29 protein-coding genes are annotated in these 26,690 nt (G+C 72.0%); 14 read left to right on the top strand and 15 right to left on the bottom strand.

Features of this window, described 5'->3' with window-relative positions:
- The first annotated feature begins 180 nt into the window (after window positions 1-180).
- Window positions 181-1,917: a DUF2637 domain-containing protein gene (locus ACZ6QO_RS32140; RefSeq protein ID WP_465856250.1), complete on the top strand. Its 1,737-nt coding sequence runs from the start codon at window positions 181-183 to the stop codon at window positions 1,915-1,917.
- A 402-nt stretch (window positions 1,918-2,319) separates the two neighbouring features.
- Here ACZ6QO_RS32140 and ACZ6QO_RS32135 read toward each other — a convergent pair whose 3' ends face one another.
- From ACZ6QO_RS32135 to ACZ6QO_RS32125, 3 genes are all read right to left on the bottom strand, one after another.
- Window positions 2,320-2,589, bottom strand: a complete 270-nt coding sequence (locus ACZ6QO_RS32135) for a GlsB/YeaQ/YmgE family stress response membrane protein (protein ID WP_465856248.1) — start codon at window positions 2,587-2,589, stop codon at window positions 2,320-2,322.
- A gap of 318 nt (window positions 2,590-2,907) precedes the next feature.
- A complete protein-coding gene (gene ispF / locus ACZ6QO_RS32130; RefSeq protein WP_465856246.1) occupies window positions 2,908-3,372 on the bottom strand; it encodes a 2-C-methyl-D-erythritol 2,4-cyclodiphosphate synthase in 465 nt (154 codons plus the stop codon).
- A 17-nt stretch (window positions 3,373-3,389) separates the two neighbouring features.
- Window positions 3,390-3,872 (bottom strand): CarD family transcriptional regulator, encoded by a 483-nt coding sequence (locus ACZ6QO_RS32125; protein WP_184978896.1) that lies wholly within the window; start codon window positions 3,870-3,872, stop codon window positions 3,390-3,392.
- A 263-nt stretch (window positions 3,873-4,135) separates the two neighbouring features.
- Between ACZ6QO_RS32125 and ACZ6QO_RS32120 the strand changes: the two genes are divergently transcribed.
- Window positions 4,136-4,762, top strand: coding sequence for a copper chaperone PCu(A)C domain-containing protein (locus tag ACZ6QO_RS32120; protein ID WP_465856243.1), 627 nt, complete (start codon window positions 4,136-4,138; stop codon window positions 4,760-4,762).
- A gap of 102 nt (window positions 4,763-4,864) precedes the next feature.
- On the opposite strand, the gene ACZ6QO_RS32115 is transcribed toward ACZ6QO_RS32120, so the two are convergent.
- Window positions 4,865-5,554: a response regulator gene (locus ACZ6QO_RS32115; protein WP_465856241.1), complete on the bottom strand. Its 690-nt coding sequence runs from the start codon at window positions 5,552-5,554 to the stop codon at window positions 4,865-4,867.
- A complete protein-coding gene (locus ACZ6QO_RS32110) occupies window positions 5,551-6,714 on the bottom strand; it encodes a sensor histidine kinase (protein ID WP_465856316.1) in 1,164 nt (387 codons plus the stop codon). The genes ACZ6QO_RS32115 and ACZ6QO_RS32110 overlap by 4 nt, the downstream gene beginning before the upstream one ends.
- A 124-nt stretch (window positions 6,715-6,838) precedes the next feature.
- Between ACZ6QO_RS32110 and phoU the strand changes: the two genes are divergently transcribed.
- Window positions 6,839-7,498, top strand: coding sequence for a phosphate signaling complex protein PhoU (gene phoU, locus ACZ6QO_RS32105; protein WP_465856239.1), 660 nt, complete (start codon window positions 6,839-6,841; stop codon window positions 7,496-7,498).
- A gap of 108 nt (window positions 7,499-7,606) precedes the next feature.
- Here the strand turns inward: phoU and ACZ6QO_RS32100 are convergent, their stop codons facing one another.
- The 3 genes from ACZ6QO_RS32100 to mshA form a co-directional block, all read right to left on the bottom strand.
- Window positions 7,607-8,356, bottom strand: coding sequence for a phosphoglyceromutase (locus ACZ6QO_RS32100; protein WP_465856237.1), 750 nt, complete (start codon window positions 8,354-8,356; stop codon window positions 7,607-7,609).
- 112 nt (window positions 8,357-8,468) lie between these two features.
- The gene (locus tag ACZ6QO_RS32095) at window positions 8,469-8,990 is read right to left on the bottom strand and encodes a type III secretion system chaperone family protein (protein ID WP_465856235.1); all 522 of its coding nucleotides are present in this window, start codon (window positions 8,988-8,990) and stop codon (window positions 8,469-8,471) included.
- A gap of 100 nt (window positions 8,991-9,090) precedes the next feature.
- Window positions 9,091-10,380: a D-inositol-3-phosphate glycosyltransferase gene (gene mshA / locus ACZ6QO_RS32090; RefSeq protein WP_465856233.1), complete on the bottom strand. Its 1,290-nt coding sequence runs from the start codon at window positions 10,378-10,380 to the stop codon at window positions 9,091-9,093.
- Between the two features lie 233 nt (window positions 10,381-10,613).
- On the opposite strand from mshA, the gene ACZ6QO_RS32085 reads away from it, so the two are divergent.
- Window positions 10,614-11,354, top strand: coding sequence for an SDR family oxidoreductase (locus ACZ6QO_RS32085; RefSeq protein ID WP_465856231.1), 741 nt, complete (start codon window positions 10,614-10,616; stop codon window positions 11,352-11,354).
- 387 nt (window positions 11,355-11,741) lie between these two features.
- Window positions 11,742-12,584 (top strand): class I SAM-dependent methyltransferase, encoded by an 843-nt coding sequence (locus tag ACZ6QO_RS32080; protein WP_465856229.1) that lies wholly within the window; start codon window positions 11,742-11,744, stop codon window positions 12,582-12,584.
- Window positions 12,585-12,613: 29 nt separating this feature from the next.
- Here ACZ6QO_RS32080 and ACZ6QO_RS32075 read toward each other — a convergent pair whose 3' ends face one another.
- Entirely contained in the window at window positions 12,614-13,132 is a 519-nt protein-coding gene (locus ACZ6QO_RS32075; RefSeq protein WP_465856227.1) for an O-acetyl-ADP-ribose deacetylase, read from the bottom strand.
- 144 nt (window positions 13,133-13,276) lie between these two features.
- On the opposite strand from ACZ6QO_RS32075, the gene ACZ6QO_RS32070 reads away from it, so the two are divergent.
- From ACZ6QO_RS32070 to ACZ6QO_RS32040, 7 genes are all read left to right on the top strand, one after another.
- Window positions 13,277-15,499, top strand: a complete 2,223-nt coding sequence (locus tag ACZ6QO_RS32070) for a transglycosylase domain-containing protein (protein WP_465856225.1) — start codon at window positions 13,277-13,279, stop codon at window positions 15,497-15,499.
- Window positions 15,500-15,574: 75 nt separating this feature from the next.
- Window positions 15,575-15,934 carry a BlaI/MecI/CopY family transcriptional regulator gene (locus tag ACZ6QO_RS32065; RefSeq protein WP_465856223.1) on the top strand — a complete coding sequence of 120 codons (360 nt, stop codon included), beginning with the start codon at window positions 15,575-15,577 and terminating at the stop codon, window positions 15,932-15,934.
- Window positions 15,931-16,857, top strand: coding sequence for a M56 family metallopeptidase (locus tag ACZ6QO_RS32060; protein WP_465856221.1), 927 nt, complete (start codon window positions 15,931-15,933; stop codon window positions 16,855-16,857). The genes ACZ6QO_RS32065 and ACZ6QO_RS32060 overlap by 4 nt, the downstream gene beginning before the upstream one ends.
- Before the next feature lie 70 nt (window positions 16,858-16,927).
- Window positions 16,928-17,413: a helix-turn-helix domain-containing protein gene (locus ACZ6QO_RS32055; protein ID WP_465856219.1), complete on the top strand. Its 486-nt coding sequence runs from the start codon at window positions 16,928-16,930 to the stop codon at window positions 17,411-17,413.
- Between the two features lie 3 nt (window positions 17,414-17,416).
- Complete coding sequence (locus ACZ6QO_RS32050; RefSeq protein ID WP_465856218.1) at window positions 17,417-17,860, top strand: hypothetical protein; 444 nt, start codon at window positions 17,417-17,419, stop codon at window positions 17,858-17,860.
- Window positions 17,861-18,131: 271 nt separating this feature from the next.
- Window positions 18,132-18,473 (top strand): DUF2516 family protein, encoded by a 342-nt coding sequence (locus tag ACZ6QO_RS32045; protein ID WP_465856216.1) that lies wholly within the window; start codon window positions 18,132-18,134, stop codon window positions 18,471-18,473.
- A 101-nt stretch (window positions 18,474-18,574) separates the two neighbouring features.
- Window positions 18,575-20,203, top strand: coding sequence for a DUF2207 domain-containing protein (locus ACZ6QO_RS32040; RefSeq protein WP_465856214.1), 1,629 nt, complete (start codon window positions 18,575-18,577; stop codon window positions 20,201-20,203).
- Window positions 20,204-20,298: 95 nt separating this feature from the next.
- Here ACZ6QO_RS32040 and ACZ6QO_RS32035 read toward each other — a convergent pair whose 3' ends face one another.
- Window positions 20,299-21,255, bottom strand: coding sequence for an asparaginase (locus tag ACZ6QO_RS32035; protein WP_465856212.1), 957 nt, complete (start codon window positions 21,253-21,255; stop codon window positions 20,299-20,301).
- A 105-nt stretch (window positions 21,256-21,360) separates the two neighbouring features.
- On the opposite strand from ACZ6QO_RS32035, the gene dtd reads away from it, so the two are divergent.
- Window positions 21,361-21,786: a D-aminoacyl-tRNA deacylase gene (gene dtd, locus ACZ6QO_RS32030; RefSeq protein WP_465856210.1), complete on the top strand. Its 426-nt coding sequence runs from the start codon at window positions 21,361-21,363 to the stop codon at window positions 21,784-21,786.
- A gap of 12 nt (window positions 21,787-21,798) precedes the next feature.
- Here dtd and ygfZ read toward each other — a convergent pair whose 3' ends face one another.
- The 3 genes from ygfZ to ACZ6QO_RS32015 all read right to left on the bottom strand — a co-directional run bounded on the left by ygfZ (window position 21,799) and on the right by ACZ6QO_RS32015 (window position 24,211).
- A complete protein-coding gene (gene ygfZ, locus ACZ6QO_RS32025) occupies window positions 21,799-22,863 on the bottom strand; it encodes a CAF17-like 4Fe-4S cluster assembly/insertion protein YgfZ (protein ID WP_465856208.1) in 1,065 nt (354 codons plus the stop codon).
- Window positions 22,864-22,913: 50 nt separating this feature from the next.
- Window positions 22,914-23,327 (bottom strand): Fur family transcriptional regulator, encoded by a 414-nt coding sequence (locus tag ACZ6QO_RS32020; RefSeq protein ID WP_465856206.1) that lies wholly within the window; start codon window positions 23,325-23,327, stop codon window positions 22,914-22,916.
- A 395-nt stretch (window positions 23,328-23,722) separates the two neighbouring features.
- Window positions 23,723-24,211, bottom strand: coding sequence for a heme-binding beta-barrel domain-containing protein (locus tag ACZ6QO_RS32015; RefSeq protein ID WP_465856204.1), 489 nt, complete (start codon window positions 24,209-24,211; stop codon window positions 23,723-23,725).
- Window positions 24,212-24,310: 99 nt separating this feature from the next.
- Here ACZ6QO_RS32015 and ACZ6QO_RS32010 point away from each other — a divergent pair, with 99 nt between their 5' ends.
- Entirely contained in the window at window positions 24,311-24,673 is a 363-nt protein-coding gene (locus ACZ6QO_RS32010) for a DsrE family protein (protein WP_465856203.1), read from the top strand.
- A 36-nt stretch (window positions 24,674-24,709) separates the two neighbouring features.
- Here ACZ6QO_RS32010 and ACZ6QO_RS32005 read toward each other — a convergent pair whose 3' ends face one another.
- Both ACZ6QO_RS32005 and ACZ6QO_RS32000 read right to left on the bottom strand, forming a co-directional pair.
- Window positions 24,710-25,423, bottom strand: coding sequence for a type 1 glutamine amidotransferase (locus ACZ6QO_RS32005; protein ID WP_465856201.1), 714 nt, complete (start codon window positions 25,421-25,423; stop codon window positions 24,710-24,712).
- Window positions 25,413-26,642, bottom strand: coding sequence for a DUF1727 domain-containing protein (locus ACZ6QO_RS32000; RefSeq protein WP_465856199.1), 1,230 nt, complete (start codon window positions 26,640-26,642; stop codon window positions 25,413-25,415). Before ACZ6QO_RS32000 ends, ACZ6QO_RS32005 begins: the two co-directional genes overlap by 11 nt.
- Window positions 26,643-26,690: the final 48 nt, after the last annotated feature.

Here is a 26,690-nt window from a genome sequence, read left to right as displayed (position 1 = left end):
CACGGACGTGATGCGGCGGAACGCGGCTGGGGCGCGGGCGGGAGCGGACGGGACGCGGCTCTGGGGCGCGGGCCGGGCGGCACGGGCCAGGCCGGGCGTCGGACGAAGCGCGGGCGGGTCCGCGTGGCGTCGCTCTCCGTCCCCGTGACCACGACGCCGATTCTGTAGGCTCGAAACGCCATGGAAGTCACATCCCCCTTGGCGGCAGGCAAGTCCTCCCGCCGGCCCGGTCCCCCGCCCGCTCCCGCCCGCCCGTCCCGAGCGGCACTGGTGCTGCGCCGCGTCGCGACCGCCGTCGCGGGCCTGGCCGTGGCGGCGCTGGTCGGCGTCGCCTGCGTGCTGTCGTTCGACGCGATCCGCGCCGTCGCGCTCGCCGGCAGAGCCAGGGACGACCTCGCCTACCTGTATCCGGCCGGCTTCGACGCCCTGCTGGTGATCGCCCTTATCGCCGTCCTGCTGCTGCGATCCGCCCGGTTGCTGGTGCGCCTCCAGGCCTGGCTGATCCTCGCCCTTCTCATCGTGGCCGCCGGGGCCGCGAACACCCTGGCCGCGACGCAGAGCGTCTTGGGCGGACGGCAGCTCGCGGTGGGCGTCGCCGTGGCGCCGTGGGTGATGCTGCTGGTCGGCCTGTGGCTGTTTCTGCTCCCTGCCGGGCGTTCGCGGGCCGGCGCGACCGACGACGCGCTGTCCGAGAGCCCCGCCGGGCGAGGCCCGGGGAACGACATCGTCCCGTTCGGGCGGGAGGAACGCGACCCTGACCTGGCTCCCCCGCTGGAGACCGCCGTCCACGTCACCTCTCCCAACCGTGAGATCGTCCCGCACCTCGGCTCACCGGACGACCTGGAAGCCGATCTGGTCCCGGTGGTTCCGCCCACCCCCGCGTCGGAGACGCCCACCGTGGATGAGCTGCCGCCGCTGCGGAGCGACGGCGCCACTCGGTCCGCGCCGGCGGGGGGAACGGCTAAGCCCGCGGCTTCCCGCACCCCTTCCTCCGCTCACACCGCTTCTTCTGCCGTCACCGCCGCCCCGGCCCAGGGTTCGCGCGACGTCCCGGAGGTCCTTCCGGCTTCCCGCGAGGTGCCTGCGGCTGCTCCGGAGGTGCCTGCGGTCTCATCCGAGGCGCCCGCCGCTGCTCGCGAGGTCCCCGGGCCCGCTCCCGAGGTCGCCAAGCCTGCTCCCGAAGTTCCAACATCCACTCCCCGGGACGACGCCTCGGACGCGGCCACGCACGCGGTGTCCGGCAAGGACGAGCCGGACGCCGCCGGGGCGACATCGGCCACGCACGCCGCATCCGAGGCCGAGCACAATGTGCCCGCGCCGGAGCCGGAGCAGCGGCTCGTGCCCAAGCCGCGAGGGCAGGCGCCCACCGCCCCGCGGGCGGAGACGACTCCAGACAGGCCGCAGAGAGATCCCGACCGGCCGCTCCGCTGGGGTGACCTCGTACGTCCCTCCGCCGGTGACGTGCTGGTGCACCCGCTGCCCAAGCCGGGGACCGAACGGCAGCTCGGGGACACCCAGCCCTATCCGAACATCACCGGTCCCGCGCCCGAGCAGGCGTCCGCCGACGCCGCCGAGCCGGAGGACTCCGCCGACACCCAGCCGTATCCCCACCTGCGCGAGGACGCCGGTCCGCTGCCGTCCGCCCCGCCGTCGGCCTCCGAGGCGGCGGCCACAGGGACGCACGAGATACCCTCCGATGCTCCCGACGAGACGCCGGCCACCGACGAAGCGCCGCAGGACGAAGCGCCGCAGGACGAGGCTGCGTGGGACGGGGATTCGGCACCGGACCCGGCGCACGACGCCGGCAGCGCTGACGAGGAAGAGGCGGCCCAGAGCGGGCGCTACGTCTCATCCGAGTCGGCGGCCCCGCCGCCGTCCGGGCGGATGCGCAGCACACCCCTGCCGCCCGAGGAGTAGAGCAGCACATCTCTGGCCGTATGAAGGGCAGAGAAGCACGCCCCGCCGTCCGGAGAACCGCCCGACGAGGAGAGCGGCACGCCCTGCCGTCCGAGACGTGAAGGTACAAGGGCGTCCGCGGTGCTCCCGGGGCCCACGGTGCCGTAGGCGGTGAGATCCGGGCGGTGCTAGGTGCTCCCGGGCGGTGCTTCCCGGCGGGGACATCTGGGGTCGTGGGGGCTGGACGGCGAAGATCCGCCTGGTCCGTTGGGGCCAGGCGGATCTTGAAGGTGCCGGCGAAGTGCGACACCGTTTTCGGGACCGCGGTGCTCAAGGGCCTGAGGGCCGAGAGCCCGCTTTCGACGGTCGAACCGTCGAGCGGGTCAGGCGGAGGGTCACCGCAGTGGCGCACTCCGCCCTACGTCAAACCCTCTCGCGGCCTCGGATCGCGGCGACGGCGGCGACGCCGACCACGGCGAGGACCACCTGGAGCAGCAGTTCGATCCAGTCGATGCCGTCGGTGGTCGCGACACCGATGACCTGGGCGATGGCCGTACCGATCAGCGCGGCGACGATGCCGACGATGATGGTCAGAAGCCACCCGATGGGCTGCCTGCCCGGAAGTACGAGACGACCGAGCGCGCCGATGATGGCACCGATGACGATGGCACCGAGGATGGTCTGAATGGACATATTGAGCCTCCCCTTGAGGGTTGCACCTTCACGCTGACAAGGTGGCTACCCCCAGATGGGGCGCTAATCCAAGAAAGTAAGAAAATCCTGATCAGAGGGCCATATACACGCCATGGAGCCCTTCCCGTCCCGCTACACGAGGGTTGTGCGCGCTGGTGAACGGCCTTCACAACACTGCCGCCGGCCACCGGACGTGGCCCGTGAGCTCACAGGCCGCACCGCCCTCGCCGGCCGCTCGGCGAGCTGACGTACGACACCCACACGCACGACGCCCAAGCAAAGCCCAAGCCCAAGGTACGGCGCCCGCGCTTCGCCGGCTCAGGCTTCGGGGGCGAAGACGAGAGCGGTGGCGATGGCGGCTATGCCTTCACCGCGGCCGGTGAGCCCGAGGCCGTCGGTGGTGGTGGCGCTGACGCTGACCGGGGCAGACACGACGTCGCCGAGGACCTTCTCGGCTTCCGCGCGACGCGGCGCCAGCTTGGGACGGTTGCCGATGATCTGCACGGCGATGTTGCCGATCTCGAACCCGGACGCCCGCAGGTGGCGCGCGGCCTCGGCGAGCAGGGTGACGCCGGACGCGCCCGCCCAGCGTGGATCGGAGGTGCCGAACAGGCCGCCGAGATCACCGAGGCCCGCGGCGGACAGCAGTGCGTCGCAGCAGGCGTGCGCGGCGGCGTCGCCGTCGGAGTGACCCGCGAGACCGGTCTCGCCAGGCCAGTGAAGGCCGGCCAGATGCAGCTCGCGACCGGATGCGAAAGGGTGGACGTCGACTCCGACGCCCACCCTTGGCCGTGTCGTGTTCAGGAGTTGAGAACCTCGTCGAGAAGCGCCTCGGCCTTGTCCTCGTTGGTCTTCTCAGCGAGCGCGAGTTCGCTGACCAGTATCTGCCTGGCCTTCGCGAGCATGCGCTTCTCGCCTGCGGACAGACCACGCTCCTTGTCGCGCCGCCATAGGTCTCGCACCACTTCGGCGACCTTGTTGACGTCGCCGGACGCCAGCTTCTCAAGGTTGGCCTTGTAGCGGCGCGACCAGTTGGTGGGCTCTTCTGTGTGCGGCATGCGCAGGACGTCGAAGACACGCTCTAGGCCTTCTTGGCCCACGACGTCACGCACACCGACGAGCTCGGCGTTGTCCGCCGGCACCTGTACGGTAAGGTCGCCCTTGTCGACCTTCAGCACCAGATAGGTTCTGTCCTCGCCCTTAATCGTGCGGGTCGTGATGGCTTCGATCCGAGCAGCCCCGTGGTGGGGGTAGACGACAGTGTCGCCGACCTGGAAAGTCATGTGACAAGTACCCCTTCCGCTGTACTCCAGGATACCACGCGTCAGTCCCCTCCCGGAACAGTGAAATCAACATAACTGCAGGTCAAAGCCTCGATTTGGGACTTGACAACCGTTTCACCTTCTGAATTCGGCCTCTGTATATGCCCGGTGACCTGCGGTGCTGGCCGCCTCCGTGCCGCCACCGGCCCCCCTGAGCGAGGGGCACCCAGCACGGATAAGGTTGCCTCTGGCCCTACCCATGTGTATCAAGGAGACCTCGAACTGTGACCAGCACCAGCCGTCGCAGGTTGATGACGATCACCGCGCTGCTCGCGGCCGCTCCGGCGCTGGCCGCGTGTGGCGCGGGCATAGATGCCAACACCAGCGATGCCTACGCGCCGACCGAGGCGAACGTGCTCATCGACAACGACGGCTCGGCGAAGGCGTACGGCAGGAACGGCATCAAGATCGCCCAGGCGTTCCTGCTCGGTCCCGCGTCCGGCGCCCAGATCGCGGCGGGCGGCTCGCTCCCGCTCTACCTGTCCATGGCGAACTACGGCACGGCGGCCGACCGGCTCGAAGGCGTGTCCGTCGCCCCGCAGGTGGCCACGTCCGTCAAGGCGCCCGGGGCGATCTCGGTGCCTCCCGGCGAGCTGGTCAACACCGGCAAGCCCTCGCAGGTCATCCTGGAAGGCACCCAGAAGCCCCTGTACGGCGGCGAGACCCTCCAGCTGACCCTGAAGTTCGCCAATGCCGGCGACATCCAGATGAACGTCCCTGTGGTCACGCGCAGCCGCGAGTACGCCACCCTGCCGGCCGCGCCGAGCGCCGTGCCGTCGGTCGCCGCCACGCCGGCGCCCACGACCTCCGAGAGCGCCACGCCGGCCCCGGACGCGACGGCCGACAGCTGACACGGCTGATGGCCGACGGCTGACGGCCGCTCGGCGGCGCGGCTGAGGACATGCGGAAAGGCCCGGTGGCAGGCACGCCTGCCACCGGGCCTTTCGCGCGTCTCACCCCTCGGCGGGGTCGAACTTGTACCCCAGGCCGCGGACGGTGAGGATGCACCGTGGGTCGGACGGGTCGGTCTCGACCTTCGCCCGCAGGCGCTTGACGTGCACGTCGAGGGTCTTGGTGTCGCCCACGTAGTCGGCGCCCCACACCCGGTCGATGAGCTGGCCGCGGGTCAGCACCCGGCCGGCGTTGCGCAGCAGCACCTCGAGCAGCTCGAACTCCTTCAGCGGGAGCTGGACCTGCCGTCCCCGCACCGCGACGATGTGGCGGTCGACGTCCATGCGCACCGGCCCGGCGGCGAGGACGGCCTGCTCGATCTCCTCGCCGTCGCCCTGCCTGCGCAGCACGGCGCGGATGCGCGCGACCAGCTCTCGCGAGGAGAACGGCTTGGTGACGTAGTCGTCGGCGCCGAGCTCCAGGCCCACCACCTTGTCGATCTCGCTGTCCTTGGCCGTGAGCATGATCACCGGCACCTTGGAGCGCTGGCGCAGCGAGCGGCACACCTCGGTGCCCGGCAGGCCCGGGAGCATGAGGTCGAGCAGCACCAGGTCGGCGCCGTTCCGGTCGAAGGCGTCGAGCGCCTCGGGACCGGTGGCCGCGACCGCGACCTCGAACCCTTCTTTGCGCAGCATGTAGGACAGAGCGTCGGAGAACGACTCCTCGTCCTCGACGACGAGCACGCGGGTCACTTCGCGGCCTCCAGAGAGTTCGATGTGCTTGGTACGGCTATCGCCGTGCCGCCGAAGGCCGGCAGACGAAGCGTGAACGTGGAGCCCGAGCCTTCCTTGCTCCAGACCGTCACCTCGCCGCCATGGGCGACGGCGACGTGTTTGACGATGGCAAGGCCGAGCCCTGTGCCGCCGGTCGCCCGCGACCGGGCGGCGTCGACGCGGAAGAACCTCTCGAAGATGCGTTCTTGGGAGCTTTCCGGGATGCCGATGCCCTGGTCGCTGACGCTGACCTCAACGGTGTCGCCGGCGGGGCGGGCGCTGACGACGACGCGGGTGCTGTCGGGGCTGTAGGCGACGGCGTTGTCGATGAGGTTGCGCAGCGCGGTCACCAGGAGCTCGTCGTCCCCCCAGACGCGCAGGCCCTCGGTGCCTCCGGCGACCAGGGCGATGTCCTTGGCCGCCGCCTTGGTGTTGCACCGGTCGATGGCCTCGTGGAGGACCTCGTCGACCGGGACGCAGCCGGGCGTGGGGATCGGCTCGCCGCCCTGGATGCGGGAGAGGGTGATCAGATCTTGGACGAGGTAGGTGAGCCGGGCGGCCTCGTGCTGCATGCGCCCGGCGAAGCGGTTGACCGCGACGGGGTCGTCGGCGGCGTCCTGGATGGTCTCGGCCAGCAGGCTCAGGGCGCCCACCGGCGTCTTGAGCTCGTGGCTGACGTTGGCGACGAAGTCGCGGCGCACCGCCTCGACCCGCCGCCGCTCGGTCTGGTCCTCGGCGAGCACCAGCACCTGGCCGTGGGTGCCGAGCGGGGCGACCCGCACGGCGAAGGTGGTGACCTCCATGCCGAACTTGTGCCGGGCGACCTCGAACTCGCTCTCGCGGATCTCGCCGTCCCTGCGCACCTGCCGGGCCAGGGCCAGCAGCTCCGCGGCCATGAGGTGATCGCCCTTGACCAGGCCGAAGGCGCGTGCGGCCGAACTGGCGCGCAGCACGCGGTCGTCCCGGCCGAGCACGACGGCGGAGGACGGCAGCACGGCCAGCACTGACGCCACCCCCTGCGGCAGGACGTTGTCGGGGTTCTCGACGGGATCAGGGCGTTTCCTGTCACGGGAGCGCATCGCCATCACCGCGATCGCCCCGACGACAAAACCCGCCAAAGCGGCCAGGCTTGCCACGATCTCACTCACGCCTTCGATGGTAGGCGGCCGTTGTCGCTGGCCAGGCACCCTATCGCGGCTGTTTCCCGGAGAGTTCATCTTTTGGACGAGGTTCGTTCACGATCGCGCGCGTAGCGTGAGCCGCATGCGCGACGCCTTCCACCAAGAACTCAACGCTCTCACCGATCGGCTGGTGGAGATGACCCATCTGGTCCGGTCGGCCATTTCGAGGGCCACCACGGCTCTGCTGGACGCCGACCTGCAGCTCGCCGAGAGCGTGATCTCTCAGGACGCCGAGGTCAACCGTCTCTACAAGGAGGTCGAGACCTCCATCTTCGAGCTGATGGCCACCCAGCAGCCGGTGGCCGTGGACCTGCGCACGGCCATCACGGCCCTGCGGATGGGCGGCGACCTGGAGCGCATGGGCGACCTGGCCGAGCACGTGGCGAAGATCGCGCGCATGCGGCACCCGGAGTCGGCGATCCCGGTGGAGGTGCGCGACACCATCCTTGAGATGGGCCAGATCGCCGAGCGCCTGGTCACCAAGACCGGCAGCTGCATCGCCAACCAGGACGTCGAGCTGGCCAAGGAGCTGGACGCCGACGATGACGCGATGGACCGGCTGCACCGCCGCCTGTTCCGCGTGCTGCTGTCCAAGGACTGGTCGCACGGCATCGAGCCGGCGATCGACATCACGCTCACCGGCCGCTACTACGAGCGGTACGCCGACCACGCCGTGCGCGTCGCCCGGGACGTGGTCTACCTGGTGACCGGCGACCGGCCCGAGCGCTCCTCGGCGTCCTAGGCACGAGGACGCGCGGGCGCCGCGTCCTCGTGCGATGGCAGAGCCCCGGGCCCTCGCGGGTCCGGGGCTCGACCATGGACGGGGAAGGGCGGCCGCGCGGGCTTGAAGCTACTTGGCCTTGCCCTGGTTGGCCACGGCCTCGATGGCGGCCTTGGCGGCCTCGGGGTCGAGGTACTCGCCACCGGGCTTGACGGGCCGGAAGTCGTCGTCCAGCTCGTAGCGCAGCGGGATGCCGGTGGGGATGTTGAGGCCGGCGATCTCGTCGTCGCCGATGCCGTCGAGGTGCTTGACCAGGGCGCGCAGCGAGTTGCCGTGGGCGACCACCAGGGTGGTGCGCCCGGCCGCCAGGTCGGGCACGATGCTGTCGTACCAGTACGGCAGCATGCGGTGGACGACGTCCTTCAGGCACTCGGTGCGCGGCAGCAGCTCAGAGGGCAGCGTGCCGTAGCGCGCGTCGCCGGCCTGCGAGTACTCGTCGTCGTCGGCGATGGGCGGCGGCGGCACGTCGTAGGAGCGGCGCCAGAGCATGAACTGCTCGTCGCCGAACTCCTCACGGGTCTGCGCCTTGTTCTTGCCCTGCAGCGCGCCGTAGTGCCGCTCGTTGAGCCGCCACGAGCGCGTCACCGGCAGCCAGAGCAGGTCGGCCGCGCCGAGAGCCAGGTTGGCGGTGTGGATGGCGCGGGTGAGCACCGAGGTGTGCACCACGTCGGGACGCACCTGCGCCTCGACCAGCAGCCTGCCGCCGCGCCGCGCCTCTTCCTCGCCGGCGGGCGAGAGGGTGACGTCGACCCAGCCTGTGAACAGGCCCTTCGCGTTCCACTCGCTCTCACCATGCCGCAATAGCACCAAAGTAGCCATGCGCCCAAGCTTAGGCCGTGGCCGCTTTACCCTGCGCCGCGCCACCCCTTGGGCGACGTCCTCCCGAGCGGCCCGTTCTCCCAGGCCGGCGCGGTCCTCGCCGCCCGCGAGGTCAGTGCTGTCCGCCGGCCGGACCGAGTCCGTCTCGCTCGCGCTCGCGCTGGACGATGCCCTCGAAGGCCCGCAGGTTGGCGAGCGACTCGCCGCGCTTGACCCGCCAGTCCCACTCGCGGCGGATGGAGGAGGCGAACCCCAGCTCAAGGGCGCGGTCGAACCAGTCGTCGGCGTAGGTGAGCACGCAGCCGAGCAGGCGGTCGATCTCCTCGTCCGACACCGCCGCGAGCGGGAGCCGCCCGACGAGGTGGACGTCCCCGACCTGGTCCAGCGCGAAGTGCACCCCGTACATGGAGCCGTTCTTGCCGAGCAGCCAGCGGTAGAACTCCAGGTGGTTCTCGTCGGGGCGGCGGCAGAAGAACGCCTCGACGTGCAGGGCCTGGTCGGAGACGGTGAGCCAGGTCATGGTCGCCAGTTTGTGCCGGCCGGGCAGGCGCACCAGGAAGGCCCCCGGCTGGGGCCGCTCGTAGGAGACCTCGGCCGCCTTGAGCGCGGACTCGACGACCGCTTCGTGATCCATGACAGTGCACACTCCCGCGTTCGTCGTGTCGGACGCCGGCCTCGCCGGTCGCTTACGGTCGGCGTCGACAGTACTGCCCTGCCGGCCGGCGATCATGACACTAGAGGCGCGCGCAGACGGGGGTGCGTCCCATCCGGGCCAGCGTGCCCGAGTAGACCTCCAGCAGGCGCGAGGCCGTGGCCGACCAGCCGAAGGCCGCCGCGTGCTCCCTGGCCCCGCCGGCCAGCGTGTCGCGCCACAGCGGGCGTTCGACGAAAACGCGCAGCGCCTTGGCCCAGACGTGCGTGTCGTGCCCGTCGACCAGCAGCCCGGACACCCCGTCTCGCACCGCCGTGCGCAGGCCGCCGACCGACGCGGCGGCGACCGGGGTGCCGCACGCCTGCGACTCCAGCGCGACCAGGCCGAACGACTCGTTGTGGGAGGGGACGACGGTGACGTCGGCGGCGCGGTACCAGTCGGCCAGCTCGTGCTGCGGCGCGGGCGGCGCGAGCCGCAGAACGTCGGAGATGCCGAGCTCGGCGGCCAGGTCGGTGAGGTAGGAGGGGCGGGCGAGCCCGTTGCCGCTCGGCCCGCCAACGCAGGCGACGACCAGGCGGGAACGCAGGGAGGGATCCTCCGCGAGCATCCGCGCGGCGGCCCTGAGCAGGACGTCGGGGGCCTTGAGCGGCTGGATGCGGCCGACGAACAGCATGATGTGGGCGTCCTGCGGCAGGCCGAGCCGGCGCCGCGCCGCGTCCTTGGGGGCGGGGCGGAACACCTGGAGGTTGACGCCGGGGTTGACCACGGCGACGCGCTCTCGCGGCGCGTCGTAGAGGTCGATCAGCTCCCGCGCCTCGGCCTCGGTGTTGGCGATCAGGCGGTCGGCGACCTCGACGACCTGCTCCTCGCCGAGCACGCGCGCCGGGGGCTCGGGCTTGTCGTCGTTGGCGAGCAGGAGGTTCTTGACCTTGGCCATGGTGTGCATGGTGTGCACCAGCGGCACGCCCCAGCGTTCCTTGGCCAGCCAGCCGACCTGGCCGGACAGCCAGTAGTGGGAGTGGATGACGTCGTAGTGCCCCGGCTCGAACGTCGCCTCGGTGCGCAGGACGCCGGACAGGAAGGAGCAGAGCTGACCGGGGAGGTCGCCCTTGTCCAGCTCCTCGTAGGGCCCGGCGGTCACGTGCCGCACCGTCACGCCCGGCACCAGTTCGACGGCGGGAGGCAGGTCGCGGGCCGTCTGCCGCGTGAAGATCTCGACCTCGACTCCCAGGGCCGCCAGCCGTTTGGCCGCTTCGACGATGTAGACGTTCATGCCTCCCGCGTCGCCGGTGCCCGGCTGGTCGAGGGGGGACGTGTGCATGCTGATCGTCGCGACCCGGTTGATCCGGCGTGCGACCGGCACTCGCGGCACCGATACCACCTCCAGAATGTTGATAACTGTCGAAAACTTCCGGTGATTCCCAGCGGCCGTGGTCCCGCGCGCATCCGGCCTGGTGCACGCTGGCAAGATGACGGTCGGGCGGCGCGCGAGCGCGACGGGCCGGCGCGCGGGAGCCGCCGGGCGGCGCACGAGCCCGCCGGATGCGCTGGGTGCGCTGTAAGCGCCGGGTGCGCGACGACCGAATCCGACCATGAGGACTGCACATGAGGCGAACAGCTGTGGTGACGGGGGCGAGCAGCGGCATCGGCGAGGCGACCGCGCGCCGGCTCGCGGCCGAGGGCTACGACGTCGTGGCCGCCGCCCGGCGTCGTGACCGGCTGGACAAGCTCGCGGCGGAGGTCCCCGCCATCCGGCCGTTTCCGCTGGACGTGACCTCCGACGAGTCGGTGGCCGAGCTGGCCGCGTCGCTGGACCGCTGTGACGTGCTGGTCAACAACGCGGGCGGCGCCGTCGGCCTGGAGCCGGTCGCGGAGGGGCTGGTCGACGACTGGCGGCAGATGTACGAGGTCAACGTGCTCGGCTCGCTGCGCGTGACCAAGGCGCTGCTGCCCAGGCTCATCGAGTCGGGGGACGGCGTCCTGGTGATGCTGACCTCGACGGCCGGCTTCACCTCCTACGAGGGCGGCGGCGGATACACCGCGGCCAAGCACGGCCAGACCTCCATGACGGAGACGCTCCGCCTGGAGCTGTGCGGGGAGCCCGTGCGCGTCGTCGAGGTCGCCCCCGGCATGGTCAAGACCGAGGAGTTCGCGCTCACCCGCTTCCGCGGCGACGCGGACCGGGCCGAGAAGGTCTACCAGGGGGTGCCCGACCCTCTGACGGCGGACGACGTGGCCGACGCGATCGCGTGGTGCGTCACCAGGCCCGCGCACGTCAACGTCGACCGGCTGGTCATCCGCCCGCGCGCGCAGGCCGCGCAGCACAAGGTGCACCGGGTCTCCTGAACATGACGGTCCGCTGAGCATGGCGGCATCCGGTCGCGCGCGGCCTGCCGTGTACGGGCATGTCCAGACGCGGAGGCGTCCCGTGTCGTGGACGCCCGCCGCCACCCCCGCATTCCCTATTGTGCCCATGTCGCGTACTACATCCGCCTTGCCCGCCTTGCCCGCCTTGTCTACAAGATCGGTCGCATGCGGGTTGTACGGGCTCGTCACGACTCTCATGGTGGGCGGTACCCCCATCGCGCCGTTATCGTCCGGCTTCTCCGCGCCAGGGAACCCGCGGCGCCTGACGCCCGCACACCCGGCGTCCTCGCGTCCGGCGGCGTCACACCCGGTGACGTCGCGCCCCGTGGCCTCGCATCCGGCGTCCTCGCGCCCGGCGGGCGACCTGTGAACGCCGGCCGTCCGCGGGGCGGCGGGCCGGTGCCGGGCAGGCCGGTCGGCGAGATCACCCGGGGCACGACGGGGCACAACCGCCTGCGCCGGGCCGACCGCTGGACCGCCGCCGTCTACGGCCGGCTGCTGGTGTCGGCCGACCGCCCGCTCGTGGTCGACCTCGGGTACGGGGCCTCGCACGTCACCACCTTGGAGCTGTTCGCCCGCCTGCGCCGGGTCCGTCCCGACGTGGAGGTGGTGGGCATCGAGATCGACCCGGCGCGCGTGGCCGCCGCCAAGCCGTACGAGCGGCCGGGGCTGAGCTTCGTGCGGGGCGGGTTCGAGCTGCCGGTGGACCGCCGGCCGTTGATCGTGCGCGCGTTCAACGTGCTCAGGCAGTACGGGGAGGCGCAGGCATGGGATGCCTGGGACCTGCTCCGCTCAGGCCTGGCCTCCGGCGGAGTGATCGTCGAGGGCACCTGCTCGGAGGTCGGCCACCGGGCCGCGTGGGTGGCGCTCGACGCGGCGGGCCCGCGGACGGTCACGCTGTCCGCCCGCCTCGCGGGCTTCCAGCGGCCTTCCGACCTGGCCGAACGCCTGCCGAAGGCGCTCATCCACCGCAACGTGCCCGGCGAGCCCGTCCACGCGTTCCTGCGCGACTTCGACCACGCCTGGGCGCTGTCGGCGCCGTACGGGGCCTACGGCGCGCGCCCGCGGTGGATGGCCGCCGTGGAGCGGCTGGCCGCCACCTGGCCGGTCGCCACCACGCCGCCGCTCGGCGGCAGGCGCCGCTGGCGGCTCGGCGAGGTGACGCTGCCGTGGTCCGCCCTGGCCCCCGGCGCGCGTCCCTCCGGCTGACGGCTGACGATGGGGACCCGGCCGCCCGCCTACCCGCGAAGGCTGGCGAGCGCGGCCTCGAACGCCGCGTACGCCTCGGCGCCGAACAGCACGAACCGGGCCTCCACCACGCCGGTGGCGGCTCCCAGCACCGTGGACAGGGCGATGCGGGCGGCGTCGTCCAGCGGCCAGCCGTAGATGCCCGCCGACACGGCGGGGAAGGCGACGGTCTCGGCCTTCAGCTCGTCGGCGACCCGCAGCGACTCGGTGTAGCAGGAGGCGAGCAGGTGGGAGCGGTCCTCGGACCTGGCGTAGACCGGCCCGACCGTGTGGATCACCCACCTGGACGGCAGCCGGCCGGCCGTGGTGGCGACCGCCTGTCCCGTAGGCAGTCCCCCGCCGTAGTGGGACGCCCGCAGAGCGCGGCACTCGCGCAGGATCTCCGGGCCGCCGCGCCGGTGGATGGCGCCGTCCACCCCTCCGCCGCCGAGCAGCGAGGAGTTGGCGGCGTTCACGATCGCGTCCACCCGCTGCTCGGTGATGTCGCTCTGGACGAGGGTCAGCTCCATGCGTGCGCACCTTTCCCGGGGGCGTCGCCGCCCCGCGTGGAGGGACCGCGCCGCACGGCTGATCTTGACGGCGGCCGGACCGCGGGCACTCATTCTTTCCTATAAGGTTTAGGTTAAACCCTAATGTCAATAGGGGAGGGTTTGATGTTCAGCCTCGGGGAGCAGGGCCCGGACCAGGAGTTCCGGGAGCGCCACGACGCGCCGCCCGCGCGGCGCGCCTTGTCCGACATCGGGCGCCTGGCCGCCGCCGCCGTGGCGGCGGGAGTGCTGGTCGCCGGTCTGGCGCTGCCCGTGGTGGGCGGCGGGGGCGCGGCCGTGGTGCATGCGTCGGACGAGCTGAACCTCAAGCCGGCGGACCTGGTGGAGCCGCCGCTGGCGGAGAAGACCACCGTACTGGACGCCAGGGGGCGGCAGATCGCCCAGTTCTGGGACGTCTACCGCGAGGTCGTGCCGCTCACCCGGGTGGCCGACGTGATGAAGACCGCGATCATCTCCATCGAGGACTTCCGCTTCTACGAGCACGGCGCGATCGACCTGGAGGGCACGGCGCGGGCGCTGGCCCGCAACCTGCAGTCGGGCGGGGTGAGCCAGGGCGGCTCCAGCATCACCCAGCAGTACGTCAAGCAGGTCCTGCTCAACGCGGCCGTCACCGAGAAGGAGAAGAAGAAGGCGCTGGAGGCCAGCTACGCGCGCAAGCTGAACGAGCTGCGTTACGCGATGGCCGTCGAGCAGAAGTACACCAAGGACCAGATCCTCGAAAAGTACCTGAACATCGCCTATTTCGGGGCGGGCGCCAACGGGGTGGAGGCCGCGGCCAAGCGGTTCTTCGGGGTGCACGCCTCCCAGCTCGACCTGTCGCAGGCGGCGACCCTGGCCGCCGCGGTGCAGCTGCCCACCGCCACCGACCCCGAGAGCGGCAAGAAGAACCGCAGCCGCCTGCTGGAGCGCCGCAACCTCGTGCTCGACCGCATGGCCGAGCTCGGCAAGATCACGAAGGAGCAGGCCGCGGAGGCCAAGGCGAAGAAGCTCGGCTACCGGGGCACCCCGCTGCCCGGCAACTGCGGCGCCAGCACCTACCCGTACTTCTGCGTGTACCTGCGCGAGGAGTTCCTGCGCAACCCCGCCTTCGGCAAAACCGAGGAGGACCGCGCCCGGCTGCTGTACCGCGGCGGCCTGACGATCAGGTCGACGCTGGACCCCCGCATGCAGGCGGCCGCCGAGAAGGCCATCCGCGAGCACGTGCACGCCACCGACGCCCCGGTCGCCTCCGAGGCGCTGGTCCAGCCGGGCACCGGAGCGATCAAGGCGATGGCGGCCAGCCGTCCGTACGGCACCTCGGCGCGCCAGAACGAGATGTCGTACAACATCGTGGCCGACAAGGCGCACGGCGGCATCGGCGGCTTCCAGGCGGGCTCGACCTTCAAGACCTTCACGCTGATCACGGCGCTCAAGCAGGGCATGAAGATCAATGACGGCTTCACGGTCGGCAACGGCTACCGCTCCCCGGGGTACGCCGACTTCAAGAACTGCGCGGGCGGGAGGGTCGGCGACCCCACCCACACCATCACCAACGACGAGGGCGAGGGCGGGTTCCAGTCGCTGCAGACCGGCACCTGGCACTCGGTCAACACCTTCTTCCTGGAGCTGGAGCGCCGGGTCGGCCTGTGCGCCACCGTCCAGACCGCCAGGTCGCTGGGCATCAAGCGCGCCGACGGCGCCCCGCTGCAGGAGTTCGAGACCTTCACCCTCGGCATCAACGAGATGGACCCGGTGACCGTCGCCAACGCCTACGCCGCCATCGGCGCGAGCGGGAAGTACTGCGCGCCCATGGCGATCACGCAGATCACCGACCAGAACGGCAAGGTGACCCGCTACTCCCCGCGGTGCCGCCAGGCGCTGGAGCCCGCGGTCGCCGACGCCACGGCGCACATCCTGTCGGGGGTGCTGACCAAGGGGACGATGCGGGCCGTGGGCGGCATCGGCCGCGACGCCGCGGGCAAGACCGGCACCACCGACGACCAGGCGACCGCCTGGTTCGCCGGCTTCACCCCCGACCTCGCCGGCGCGGTCAGCATCGGCGACCCCCGCGGCGCGGTGGCACACAAGCTCAACGGCGTCACGATCGGCGGCAGGTACTACGGCTCGGTCTTCGGGGCCACCATCCCCGGGCCGATCTGGAAGGACACCTTCCTGGCCGCGCTGAAGGACGTGGCGCCGGCGCCGTTCCCGCCGCTGGACACCGCGCGCTTCGGCGGCTGCGGCGCCGAGTGCGCGCCCGACCGGCCGACCGGCGACGCCGACCGGCCCACCGACGAGCCCGGCGGCGACGCCGTGGTCGTCACGCCCGGCCTGACCGAGCGCCGCTGAACCGGCCGGAAGGCACGTCCGGCTCACCGCGGGGCCTCTACGCGACGTAGTACTACCCGAGGTAGGCTTACTCGTGTGAAGGGTCTGGGCGAGCTTGAACGCAGCATCATGGACATCCTGTGGGCTCAGAATGCCCCGTTGACCGCCAGGGAGGTCGGCCGTCTGATCGCCGACCGCGACCTCGCCCCCACGACGGTGATGACGGTCCTCGACCGGCTCACCCGCAAAGGCTTCCTCAACCGCACCCGCGACGGGCGCGCCTGGCGGTACGCGCCGGCGGCCGGCCGCGACGCGTACGTCGCTGAGCTTATGCTGGAAGCTCTCGACATGACCGGCGACCGTTCGGCGGCGCTCACGCGCTTCGCCCAGACGGTCTCGGGCTCGGAGGCCGACATCCTCCGCAGAGCACTCACGGAGCTGGAAGAGGAAGAGTGATCGCCGCCGCCGTCCTTGCCGCGCTCGCCACGGCGTGCGCGCTCGGGGCATGGCGGCTGACGTTCGCCCGGTGGCCGTGGCGCGCTCCCCGGTCCGCCATCCTGCTGTGGCAGTCGCTGGGCGTCACCTGGGGTCTGGCCAGCGTCGGCGCGCTGCTGGCGTACGCCCTTGAGCCCTACGGCGGCGGCGTGCTGTACGGGCTGCACACCTTCGCCGACTCGGCGGTCTCCTTCGGCATGGGCCACGGCCTGCTCGGCGCGTACGACCTGCCGCGCACGGCCGCGCTCGCCGCGGGGCTGACCCTGCTGGCCGTGCTCGTCGCCGTGCTCCTCGCGGCCGGGACGCAGACGCTGCGCGCCCGGCGGCGCCACCGCGCCCTGCTGAGCCTCATCGCCCACGACGACCCCGGCGTGCCGGGCGTGCGCATCCTCGACCACCCGGGCGCCGCCGCGTACTGCGTGCCGGGCCTGCGGTCGGAGGTCGTGGTCAGCGCGGGCACGCTGTCCCTGCTCAGCCGGGACGAGCTGACCGCCGTGCTGGCGCACGAGGCGGCCCACGTCCGCGAACGGCACGACCTGGTCCTGCTGCCGTTCACCGCGCTCAGGTGGGCGCTGCCGTGGCTGGGCGTGGTCCGCGACGCGCACTCCGCCGTCGCCCTGCTGGTCGAGATGGCCGCCGACGACCGCGCCCGCCGCTACTGCTCGCCGCGCCGCCTCGCCACGGCGCTGCTGCGCTTCGGCACGGCCGGGGCGGTGCCCGCGCCCGACGGCGCGCTCGGCGCGGGCAGCGACCACGTGATGGCGCGGGTGAACCGCCTGGTCAAGCCCGGCGCCGTGCTGCCCCGGCGGGTCCGCTACAGCCTGGTGACGTTCTCGGTGCTGCTGTCGGTGTCCGCGCCGCTGCTGTGGATGTATCCGGGCTGACGCCGCCCGGCGCTAGCTGGTGTTAACCAGGGTGTTTGCATTTGCAAGCACGGCGCCGCATACTGGAGTCATGGAACTACCGAAGGTCGGCTCGATCGGCGAGTACATCCGCGATCAGCGGAAGCAGGCGAAGATCTCGCTGCGCCAGCTCGCCACTCAGGCCGGGGTGTCCAACCCCTACCTGAGCCAGATCGAGCGCGGGCTCCGCAAGCCGAGCGCGGAGATTCTCAACCAGATCGCCAAAGGTCTGCGCATCTCGTCGCAGGCGCTCTATGTGCAGGCGGGTCTCATCGAAGACCGCGAGCCGGACAGCGACGTGCTCGCCGCCATCAGGGCCGACCGCACCCTCACCGAGCGGCAACGCCAGGTGCTGATCGACATCTACGAGTCGTTCCGCAAGGAGAACCGAGTAGCCGAGGCTCCGCCCGGAGCCGAGCGGACTGCCGAGAACGCCCGGTCCGAGCCGGAGCCCCGAGGGGTCGACGCGGTTCCCGTTGAGGAGGCTGCCACCTCCTCGTCGAACGGCCGCATTCAACCGGAACCCAAGGAAGGTTAACCCATGCCTCTCAACGACGAGGTCAAGAAGCTCGCCGAGTCCAAGCCGTTCTACGCCGTCGCCGGCGCCGGCGACTACGCGGTCGAGAAGCTCCGCGAGCTGCCCGAGCAGTTCCACCGCCTGCAGGCCCACCGGCCCGACGTGGGCGCCGTCGCGCGCGACCTGCCCACGATGGCCAAGAAGTACGCCGCCAACGTCCAGGTCAAGGCCGAGGCCGTGGCCAAGGACCTGCCCGAGAAGGCCAAGGAGTACGCCGACACCCTCGGCTCCAAGGCCGCGCTGCTCTACGACCAGTTCGCCGACCGGGGCCGCAAGGTCGTCAGCCGGGTCACCGGCGAGGCCGCCCTCGAACTGGAGGACGTCTCCACCTCCGCCGAGCCGGCGATCGCCTCCCGCACGACCGCGGCGCGCAGGACCCCCCGCACCACCGGCGCCACCAAGGCCTGAGCCGCCACGGCGCCCCGCCTGGCCCGTCCCGGAACTCCGGGGCGGGCCTCGCGCGTTGGAGGGGCGGGACGGCCGCCTGGCCGCCCCGCCGACCGTTCACCGCCGTTCGCCGATCTTCTCGCCGTTCGCGGCGCCGCCCGGTCCGCCGGCGGACGCGATCGGGCTCGCGAGCGCCAGAAAGGCCGCCTGGCCGGGCTCGGCCGCGGGGCCCGCGAGGCGCCCGACCGGGCTAGGCTGAAGCCGGCCGTTCACATGACCCTTGGGAGAGGCGATGTTCGAGATTCACAGTTTCCTGGATCTCATCTTCTTTGTGCTCGCCATCGCGGCCTTCGGCATGTGCGCGTGGGCCCTCTTCCACGCGATCAGGACCCCGGCCCGCGCGTTCCTCATGGCCCAGAAGCTCAGCAAGAAGCTCTGGCTGCTGTTCCTGAGCCTCGCGACCCTGTTCACCTTCGCCGCCGTGGTGGGGTACGCCGGGCTGACCGCCCTCAGCTTCTTCACGATCATCTCGGTCATCGCCTCGGGCGTCTACCTGGCGGACGTCAAGCCGGCCGTGGGCGAGATCGGCCGGGGCGGGCGCGGCGGCAACAGCGGCCCGTACGGCCCCTGGTAGACCGGCCGTCCCCCATCAGTCTTGTCCTGGTTTGTTGGGGCCTGATCAGCCGTGGGCGTTCCTGCGACGCCTGTCGGCGCCGACCGCTAGGCTGACGCCCCATGGTGGATCTCGTTCGTCGATGCGCGCTCGCGGTCGCGCTGGGCGTGCTCGTCTTCGCCCCGGCCGCCCACGCCGGAACAGCGGACGGTGTGAGCAAGGCCGACATCACCGTCGAGCTACGGCCCGGCGGCGTCCTGCACGTCAAAGAGCAGCTCGCCTACACCGGCCAGGTGCGGCGCACGCTGCTCACCCGCACCCGGTACGACGACGCCAACGACCGCGTCTACCGCGTCTCCGGTTTCAAGGGCGACGCCACCTTCGCCGACGACACCATCACGCTCGGCGGCAAGGGCACGGCCACCATCGAGTACGACGTGACCGGCGCGGTCACCCCGGTCGGCGGCGGCGAAGAGCTGCGCTGGTACGCCGTCAGCGGCTGGTCGGCGCCCGTCCAGCAGGCCCTGGTCAAGCTGGCCGGTCCCGCGCCTCTGCAGAGCCTCTCGTGCTTCGCCGGCGACCTCACCTCGGCGACCGGCTGCACCGCGGCCTCCATGGACGAAAGCGGCACGCGCGCCGAGTTCGAGCAGCAGGGCCTCGGCCCCGGGCAGGCGCTCACCGTGGTGGCGGGCTTCCCGCCGGGGGCCAGCGGCGGCAAGCCGATCCTCGAGCGGCGGTTCGAGCTCTCCAACGCCTTCACGCTCAGCCCGGTCACCGGCGGCGCGCTCGCCGGGCTGCTTCTGCTGCTGCTCGGCGGCGTCGCGCTGCTCTACTGGACCCGCGGCAGGGACGCCCGCGTCATCGACCACGAGGCCGGCGCCCCGGTCACCACGCTGCGCGACGGCCACTTCGCCCCGCCCGACGGCGTGCGCCCCGGCCAGATCGGCACGCTGATCGACGAGCAGGCCGACGTGATCGACGTGACGGCCACCATCGTCGACCTCGCCGTCCGCGGCTACGTCCACATCGAGGAGCAGCCGCGCGGCGCCTACGACGCGCCCGACTGGCGGCTGGTCAAGGTGCCCGGCGCGCCCATGGACGAGCTGCTCGACTACGAGCGGGCGCTGCACATGGCGATCTTCGACGGCCGCGAGGCGGTGCTGCTGTCGGAGCTGCACGGCTCCTTCGCGGCCCGGCTCGGCAGAGTGCGCGACGCGCTCTACCGCGACGTCGTCGCCCAGGGCTGGTTCACCCGGCGGCCCGACTCCGTGCGCACCCGCTGGACCACCATCGGAGTGATCATCACCGGGCTGGGCGTGCTGGCCACGGTGCTGCTGGCCTGGTTCACCACCTACGGGCTGCTCGGCCTGGCGCTGATCATCGCAGGGGCCGCCCTGTCGATGGGCGGGCAGTACATGCCGGCCAAGACCTCGCGGGGCTCGTCCGCGCTCGCCCACACCCTCGGCTTCCGCGACTACCTCGCCTCGGGCGAGATCGGCGAGGTGCCCCCGGCACAGCGCATCGAGCTGTTCTCCCGCTACCTGCCCTACGCCGTGGTCTTCGACAACGTCGACCGCTGGGCGCGCGTGGTGGCCTCGCTGAACGGCAACGGCGCGCAGGCCGACCATCTCTACTGGTACCACGGCCCGGCCGAGTGGGACCTTTCCAAGTTCGCCGACTCCATGCGCACGTTCACGCTGACCACCTCGGGCGCGATCTCGACCTCCCGCCAGTTCCGCCGCGCCATCTGAGCCCGCCACCCGGGCTCGGGCCCGCTACTTGGCCTGCCCGAGCCCGCCACCCGGCCGTCGTCGAGCCGGCCGCCCTGCCCGTTGACGGGGGCGGGTCACACCGGGCCGCGGACGCGGACCTCGCCGACGGGCCGGCCGCCGCCGAACTGCGGTGGGGAGGCCAGCGTGGTCAGCTCGGCGGCGTCCAGGCCGAGCCCGAGGGCGCGCAGCGTGGCGATCGTCACCGGCACGCGGGCGCGCGGGTTGCCGTCCTCGATCTTGACGGCGCCGGCGTGGCCGTCCTCGAAGGCGAACGCGTCGAACCCCTCCGCGCCCGACTTCACCATGAGGCCGGGGACGGCCCGCATCAGCGTGGCCTCCGGCCGGGTGGTGCCCGACGTCCACTCGGGGTAGGCGCGCATCGCGTCGGCGACGCGCCGCTCGTGGCTGCCCGGCTCGGCCAGCGCGAGCGCGCGGAAGGCGCGCGCGATGCCGGCCATGGAGGAGAAGAACAGCGGCGCGCCGCAGCCGTCCACGCCGGTCGCCGCGACCCGCTCGCCGGTGAGCTCCTCCGCCGTGGCGCGGATGGCCCGCTGCAACGGGTGCGCGGGGTGGAGGTAGTCGGAGGTCCGCCATCCGTTGACCACGCAGGTGGCCAGCATCGCGGCGTGCTTGCCCGAGCAGTTCATGGTGACGCGCGCGGGGCCGCCGCCCGCGCGCAGCACGCGGTGGGCCGTGGCGACGTCGAGCGGGAGGTCCTCGGGGCACTGGAGCGCGGTCTCGTCCAGCCCTGCGACCCCCAGGATCTTGGCGACCCCTTCCAGGTGGAAGCTTTCGCCCGAATGGCTGGCGCACGCGAGCGCGAGCAGCTCGCCGTCCAGTGCGAGGCCGGCGCGCAGCATGCCCAGCGCCTGGATGGGTTTCATCGACGAGCGCGGGGAGGCCGCGGCGGCGACATCGCCGTGGACCACGGCGGGCCTGCCCTCGGCGTCCAGGGCGAACACCCAGGCGCGGTGGACCGACTCGACGAACCCGGAACGGACTACTTCCACGATCAGTGGCGCAACGGACACTTCAGCTCCCTTCGCACATGAGTCTACGGACGGACGATCAGTGCCGTTCACCCCCCGGGCGCGCGCCGTTCGCGCGCGCCCACAGGCGGTGGAAGAATCGGCGCCATGCGTGCGGTGGTCCAGAGGGTGAGTTCGGCGTCCGTGGTCGTCGACGGGCGCGCCGTGGGAGCCATCGACGAGCCGGGCCTGCTCGTGCTGGTCGGCGTGACCCACGACGACGGCCCGGCGCAGGCCGCCAAGCTGGCCGCCAAGCTCTGGGGCCTGCGCATCCTGTCCGGTGAGAAGTCGTGCTCGGACATCGGCGCGCCTCTGCTGGTGGTCAGCCAGTTCACCCTCTACGGCGACGCGCGCAAGGGCCGCCGGCCGACCTGGCAGGCGGCGGCTCCCGGGCCGGTGGCCGAGCCGCTCGTCGACGCCGTGGTGGCCGAGCTGCGCGCGCTGGGCGCCCGCGTCGAGACCGGCGTGTTCGGCGCCGACATGAAGGTCGCGCTCGTCAACGACGGTCCCATCACCCTCGTCATCGACCTCTGACGCCGGCGGCGGTCAGCGGACGCGCCGGCGCAGCGCCGGGTCGATGGTCACGTTGCGTCCGGCGTCCGGCGGCACGATGACCTCCTGGGTGGCGGCCACTCCCCCGGCCAGCAGCTCGATGTCCACCGGCACGGTGCGCTTGACCACGGCGAGCGCGATCGGACCGAGCTCGTGGTGGCGCGCCGAGGTGCCGACGAAGCCCACCTGGCCCGGCTCGGCGGCGCCCTCGGCCGCGGCCTCCGGGTCGGCCTCGCGCGGCGAGCCGACGCCCAGCGTCACCGGCGTCCCGTGCGGCGGGAGGGTGTCGACGCTGCCGTCGAGGTGCAGGAAGACCAGGCGGCGCGGCGGGTGGCCGAGGTTGTGCACGCGGGCGACGGTCTCCTGCCCCCGGTAGCACCCCTTGGTCAGGTGGACGGCCGAGCCGATCCAGCCGACCTCGTGCGGGATCGTCTTGTGGTCGGTCTCGAAGCCCTCGCGGGGCAGGTGGGCCTCGACGCGCAGCGCCTCGTACGCCCACAGGCCGGCCGGACGCAGGCCCAGCTCGGCCGGGAGCCCGGCGAGCCGCTCACGCGGGACCAGCAGGTCGCCGCCGATGGCGATCGCCCCGTCGGGCACGGGCACGGGCACGTCGCCGCCGGCCGCGCCGGGAGCCCGCACGGTGACCACGGCGTACGCGGAGGTCAGGTCGGCGACCTCGACGCGCAGCATGAAGCGCATCTTCTCCAGGAAGGCGACCAGCGTGATGGCGGTGCCGGGCTCGACGTGGGCCCACACCGACTCGCCGTCGTCGACGAGGGTCAGGTGGTGCTCCAGCCTGCCCTGCGGGTCGAGGAGCAGCGTCTGGGCCGGCGTGCCGGGGGGCAGCGTGTCGAGCTTCTGCGAGCTGAGACTGTTGAGCCAGCCGAGCCGGTCGGGGCCCGAGACGCGGACGACCTCGCGGTTGCTCCGGTCGACGAGGGCCTGCCCCTCGATGAGCGCGCGTTGCTCGGCGTAGGGCTCGCCGTAGTGGGCGGCCACGGCGTGGTCGGGGGTCTCGGCGGCTACCGCTCCTGGCGTGTCAAGCAGAGGGCTACGCATGCCTCAAGGCTATTGCTCCGCCGGCGTCGCGACGACTTCGGCGGGCGGGGTCAGGAGTGGCAGTCGCGGCAGCGGCCGAAGACGGTCAGGTGGTGGACGTCGGTCTCGAAGCCGAGCTGCTCGCGCAGCGTGGTGACCAGGCCGTCGACCATCTCGGGGCTGACCTCGGTGACCTCGCCGCAGCCGCGGCAGACCAGGTGGACGTGGTCGGCCTTGCTCGCCAGGTGGTAGGTGGGGGCGCCGTGCCCCAGATGGGTGTGGGTGACCATGCCGAGCTCTTCCAGCAGCTCCAGCGTGCGGTAGACGGTGGAGATGTTGACGCCTCTGGCGGTCTCTTGCACCTGGCCGCAGATGTCCTCAGGTGTGGCGTGGCCGAGCCGGGTCACCGCCTCCAGCACCAGTTGCCGTTGCGGAGTCACCCGATAACCGCGCGCGCGCAACTCCTCGTGCCATGTCCCGGTCATGGAATGAGTCTACGAGCAGCGGGGCGACGCAAGGTCGGCCAGGCCCGCGGGGCCGCCGTGGATATTCGCTTGCCCCCGCCCCAGGGGCTCGCATAACTTACAAGCACGCAGAAGGGAGGTGGTCCAAACAATGGTTGATCATTATTGGGCTAGCGAGGTGGCTGTCCGCTAGGACATCGCCCATCGGGACCTTCGTCCAGATGTGTCGTGCCCTCCCGGGCACCGGCGACGTCCGGCGAATCCAAGCAGACACCGGAACCCCGGGCAGCCGGCGGGAGGAGCCTCTCCTCCCATGGTCCAGCCGGCCCGTCTCCCCAGGAGGCGGAGCGCGCCCGGGGTTCTTTTTGTCCCGCCCCGGCTCGCGGGAGCCGGGCGCCCTGCCGCGTCCGGCCGTCTCAGCCGACCTTCTTCAGCTCCGCCGACAGGTGCGAGGTCAGCGGCTGCCCTTCGGCGGCCATGTCGTAGGCGTACATCAGGTTGCCGTTGACCAGGCCGTAGATGCGCTGACCCGCGGTGTACTCCTTGGCGGTGGCCGTGCGCGCCACGACGTCCGTGTGCATCTCGATCTTGTGGAAGACGACCTCGCCGACGTAGATCTCGACGATGCCCGTCGGGTGCGAGAGCACGATCTCCAGTTGCCGCTCCGGGAGCGAGCGCCAGTACCCCGACTCGGTGGCGAGGGGCCGCACCATGGCGCCCTCGTCGTCCAGCAGCCAGGTCTTGCTCTGGTAGCTCAGGAACGGCTTGCCGTTGTGCTCGAAGACGATCTCCTGGCCGAACCGGAAGCTCTCGATGGTCGGATAGCCGCCCACCCCGGCCCCCTCCCACCTGCCCAGCAGGAAGGCGATCGGCTCGAGGTCAGGATGAATTGACTGGGAGTCCATGGCACATGAGCCTAAATGCCCGCCCGCGAGCCTGCGCCATGGCACCGGAAGCGGGAATCGCCTGGTGGAGCGCCGTCGTCCGCGAATAGGCTCGGAACCATGGCACGATCAATGGTGATAAAGGTGACGGCGGGTTCGGATGCCCCCGAAAGGTGCAATCAGGCGTTCACCGTCGCGGCCGCGGCCGTGGCGAGCGGCGTCCCGGTGTCGTTGTGGCTGACCGGGGAGTCCGCCTGGTACGGCCTGCCCGGCCGCGCCAAGGAGCTCGTCCTGCCACACGCGACGCCCCTGGCCGACCTGCTCGACGTCGTACTGGCCGGCGGCAGGGTCACCGTGTGCACGCAGTGCGCGGCGCGCCGGGACATCGGCACGGACGACCTGATCGAGGGCGTGCGCATCGCGGGCGCGCCGACCTTCGTGGAAGAGGTCCTCGCCGAGGGCGCCCAGGCGCTCGTCTACTGACGCGGGCGCGGAGAACCCGGAGCCGCCGGTGCGCGGCTACCGGGGCAGCACGGTGCGCAGGCGCTCGTCGCGCAGGCGGTCGTACCAGGTGTCGTCGATCGGCGCCAGCGGGCCGGCCGTCCAGCCCAGGAACACGTCGGCGAGCCAGGGGTTGCGCGCCAGCGCGGGACCGTGGAGGTAGGTGCCCACGACCTTGCCGGCGTGGCAGCCCTCGGTGCCGTCGCCGTTGCCGACGCCGACGACCGTGCGCGACAGCGGCCGCACCCCCGGGCCGAGCCGGGTGACGCCCATGTGGTTCTCGAAACCGGTCAGCATGTGGCCGCCGAGCCCGGTGTCGACCTCCGCGGCCAGCTCGCCCACCGCGCGGGCCGGCCCGCGGGAGCTCTCGATGTCGAGCAGCCCGATGCCGGCCACCGGCTGGCCCTCCTCGCCGCCGAACACCGTCCCCATGATCTGGTACCCGGCGCAGACGGCCAGCAGCGACGCGCCCCGGTCGACGGCCCGCTGGAGGCCCCCGTCCCGGCGCAGCCGCTCGGCCGCCAGGATCTGCGGACGGTCCTCGCCGCCGCCGATCAGGTAGATGTCCCCCGAGTCGGGCACGGGGTCGGCCGAGCGGACGTACACGGTCTCGACGGGAATGCCGCGCTTGCGGGCACGCTGCTCCAGGATCAGGGCGTTGCCCTGGTCACCGTAGGTGCTCAGCAGGTCGGGATAGATCCATACGATGCGCAGGGCGCTGTCAGACGGCACGGCCGAACTCCGCTCGAATTCGCTGGAAGGCTGTGTAGTTGGCGATCACGTCGACGCGGCCGGGCGCCTGCCGGGCCACGGCGTCGTCGAAGGTGTCGCAGAGCTGGAACGGCACCCCCGCCACGTCCAGGCGGAGCGCCAGGTCGAGCCGCCGCTCGCCGGTCACGTAGACCGGCCGGCCGCTCAGGACGCGGTAGTCGACGTCCCACAGCCAGGAGGTGTCGCGGCCGTCGGGGCCCTGGGCGTTCACCGACAGGATGATCGGCAGCCGCGGGTCGGACACCTCGAAGGCCTCCACCCACCCGGCGGGGTTCTTGGCGAGCAGCAGGCGCAGCGCCCGCCCGTCGCGCTCGACCATGGTGTAGCGGCCCGCGACCGAGGTGACCTCGCGCAGCCGCGGCAGCGCCCGCTCGACGGGCAGGCCGAACAGCCCGGCGACCGCCAGCGCGATGGCGGCGTTCGCGCGGTTGGCCCGGCCGGGGAGCCGCAGGTCGAGCACCCAGCGCTGCCGGTTCGGGTCGATCACCGCGTCGTCGTCGAGCACCCATGTCGGCTCGGGGCGGCGGAAGGTGCACTCGCGGCACGCCCAGTCGTCGCCCTTGCGGTCGAGCGGGCCGCCGCACTCGGGGCAGGACCAGGAGTCCTCCTTCCAGGGCTGCCCGCAGGACACCCAGGTCACCCGGGCGGCGGTCGAGGCGCCCCAGGTGACCAGCGGGTCGTCGCAGTTGGCCACGACGTGGACGTCCTTGCCGGCCAGGGCGCGCCGCCACTTCTGGGCCAGCAGCCAGATCTCGCCCGCGCGGTCCATCTGGTCGCGGCTGAGGTTCATCAGGCAGATCACGCCGGCGCCGGTCGTGTCGAGCACCTCGGGGAGGTACTTCTCGTCGACCTCCAGCACGCCGAACGGCGCCTGCTTGTTCGAGGCGAGGGCCGACACGTGGCCGGCCGGCATGTTGGCGCCGAAGGCGTTGGTGGCCACCTCGCCGAGCTCCTGCAGCTCGGAGGTGATCAGCCGGGTGGTGGTCGTCTTGCCGTTCGTGGCGCTGACGAGCACGAGCTTGCGGTCGGCGGCCAGCTTGCGCAGCAGGTCAGGCTCCAGGATCAGCCCGACGCGCCCGCCGATCACCGATCCGTCGCCGCGTCCGGTGACCCGCGAGAGGGTCGCGGCCGTACGCCCGAGGGCACTCGCGAGCTGAGCCCGCAGCGGTAGCTGGGTCATGCCCGAGATCCTAGTGCGGCCCGCGCGAAGAGTCCCTCACGAGCGCCC

Source organism: Sphaerisporangium sp. NPDC049457, assembly GCF_055586705.1.
This window is presented reverse-complemented; position numbering and strand designations above follow the sequence as displayed.

Bases quoted from the DNA above. Each gene is read 5' to 3' on its own strand.
- ACZ6QO_RS32100 (WP_465856237.1), bottom strand. From the start codon at position 8,356: ATGGCTACTTTGGTGCTATTGCGGCATGGTGAGAGCGAGTGGAACGCG.
- ACZ6QO_RS32075 (WP_465856227.1), bottom strand. From the start codon at position 13,132: ATGGAGCTGACCCTCGTCCAGAGCGACATCACCGAGCAGCGGGTGGAC.
- ACZ6QO_RS32070 (WP_465856225.1), top strand. From the start codon at position 13,277: ATGTTCAGCCTCGGGGAGCAGGGCCCGGACCAGGAGTTCCGGGAGCGC.
- ACZ6QO_RS32135 (WP_465856248.1), bottom strand. From the start codon at position 2,589: ATGTCCATTCAGACCATCCTCGGTGCCATCGTCATCGGTGCCATCATC.
- ACZ6QO_RS32010 (WP_465856203.1), top strand. From the start codon at position 24,311: ATGGCACGATCAATGGTGATAAAGGTGACGGCGGGTTCGGATGCCCCC.
- ACZ6QO_RS32055 (WP_465856219.1), top strand. From the start codon at position 16,928: ATGGAACTACCGAAGGTCGGCTCGATCGGCGAGTACATCCGCGATCAG.
- ACZ6QO_RS32020 (WP_465856206.1), bottom strand. From the start codon at position 23,327: ATGACCGGGACATGGCACGAGGAGTTGCGCGCGCGCGGTTATCGGGTG.
- phoU (WP_465856239.1), top strand. From the start codon at position 6,839: ATGCGCGACGCCTTCCACCAAGAACTCAACGCTCTCACCGATCGGCTG.
- ACZ6QO_RS32095 (WP_465856235.1), bottom strand. From the start codon at position 8,990: ATGGATCACGAAGCGGTCGTCGAGTCCGCGCTCAAGGCGGCCGAGGTC.
- ACZ6QO_RS32045 (WP_465856216.1), top strand. From the start codon at position 18,132: ATGTTCGAGATTCACAGTTTCCTGGATCTCATCTTCTTTGTGCTCGCC.
- ACZ6QO_RS32000 (WP_465856199.1), bottom strand. From the start codon at position 26,642: ATGACCCAGCTACCGCTGCGGGCTCAGCTCGCGAGTGCCCTCGGGCGT.
- ACZ6QO_RS32125 (WP_184978896.1), bottom strand. From the start codon at position 3,872: ATGACTTTCCAGGTCGGCGACACTGTCGTCTACCCCCACCACGGGGCT.
- ACZ6QO_RS32140 (WP_465856250.1), top strand. From the start codon at position 181: ATGGAAGTCACATCCCCCTTGGCGGCAGGCAAGTCCTCCCGCCGGCCC.
- ygfZ (WP_465856208.1), bottom strand. From the start codon at position 22,863: ATGCGTAGCCCTCTGCTTGACACGCCAGGAGCGGTAGCCGCCGAGACC.
- dtd (WP_465856210.1), top strand. From the start codon at position 21,361: ATGCGTGCGGTGGTCCAGAGGGTGAGTTCGGCGTCCGTGGTCGTCGAC.
- ACZ6QO_RS32085 (WP_465856231.1), top strand. From the start codon at position 10,614: ATGAGGCGAACAGCTGTGGTGACGGGGGCGAGCAGCGGCATCGGCGAG.
- ACZ6QO_RS32015 (WP_465856204.1), bottom strand. From the start codon at position 24,211: ATGGACTCCCAGTCAATTCATCCTGACCTCGAGCCGATCGCCTTCCTG.
- ACZ6QO_RS32040 (WP_465856214.1), top strand. From the start codon at position 18,575: ATGGTGGATCTCGTTCGTCGATGCGCGCTCGCGGTCGCGCTGGGCGTG.
- ACZ6QO_RS32050 (WP_465856218.1), top strand. From the start codon at position 17,417: ATGCCTCTCAACGACGAGGTCAAGAAGCTCGCCGAGTCCAAGCCGTTC.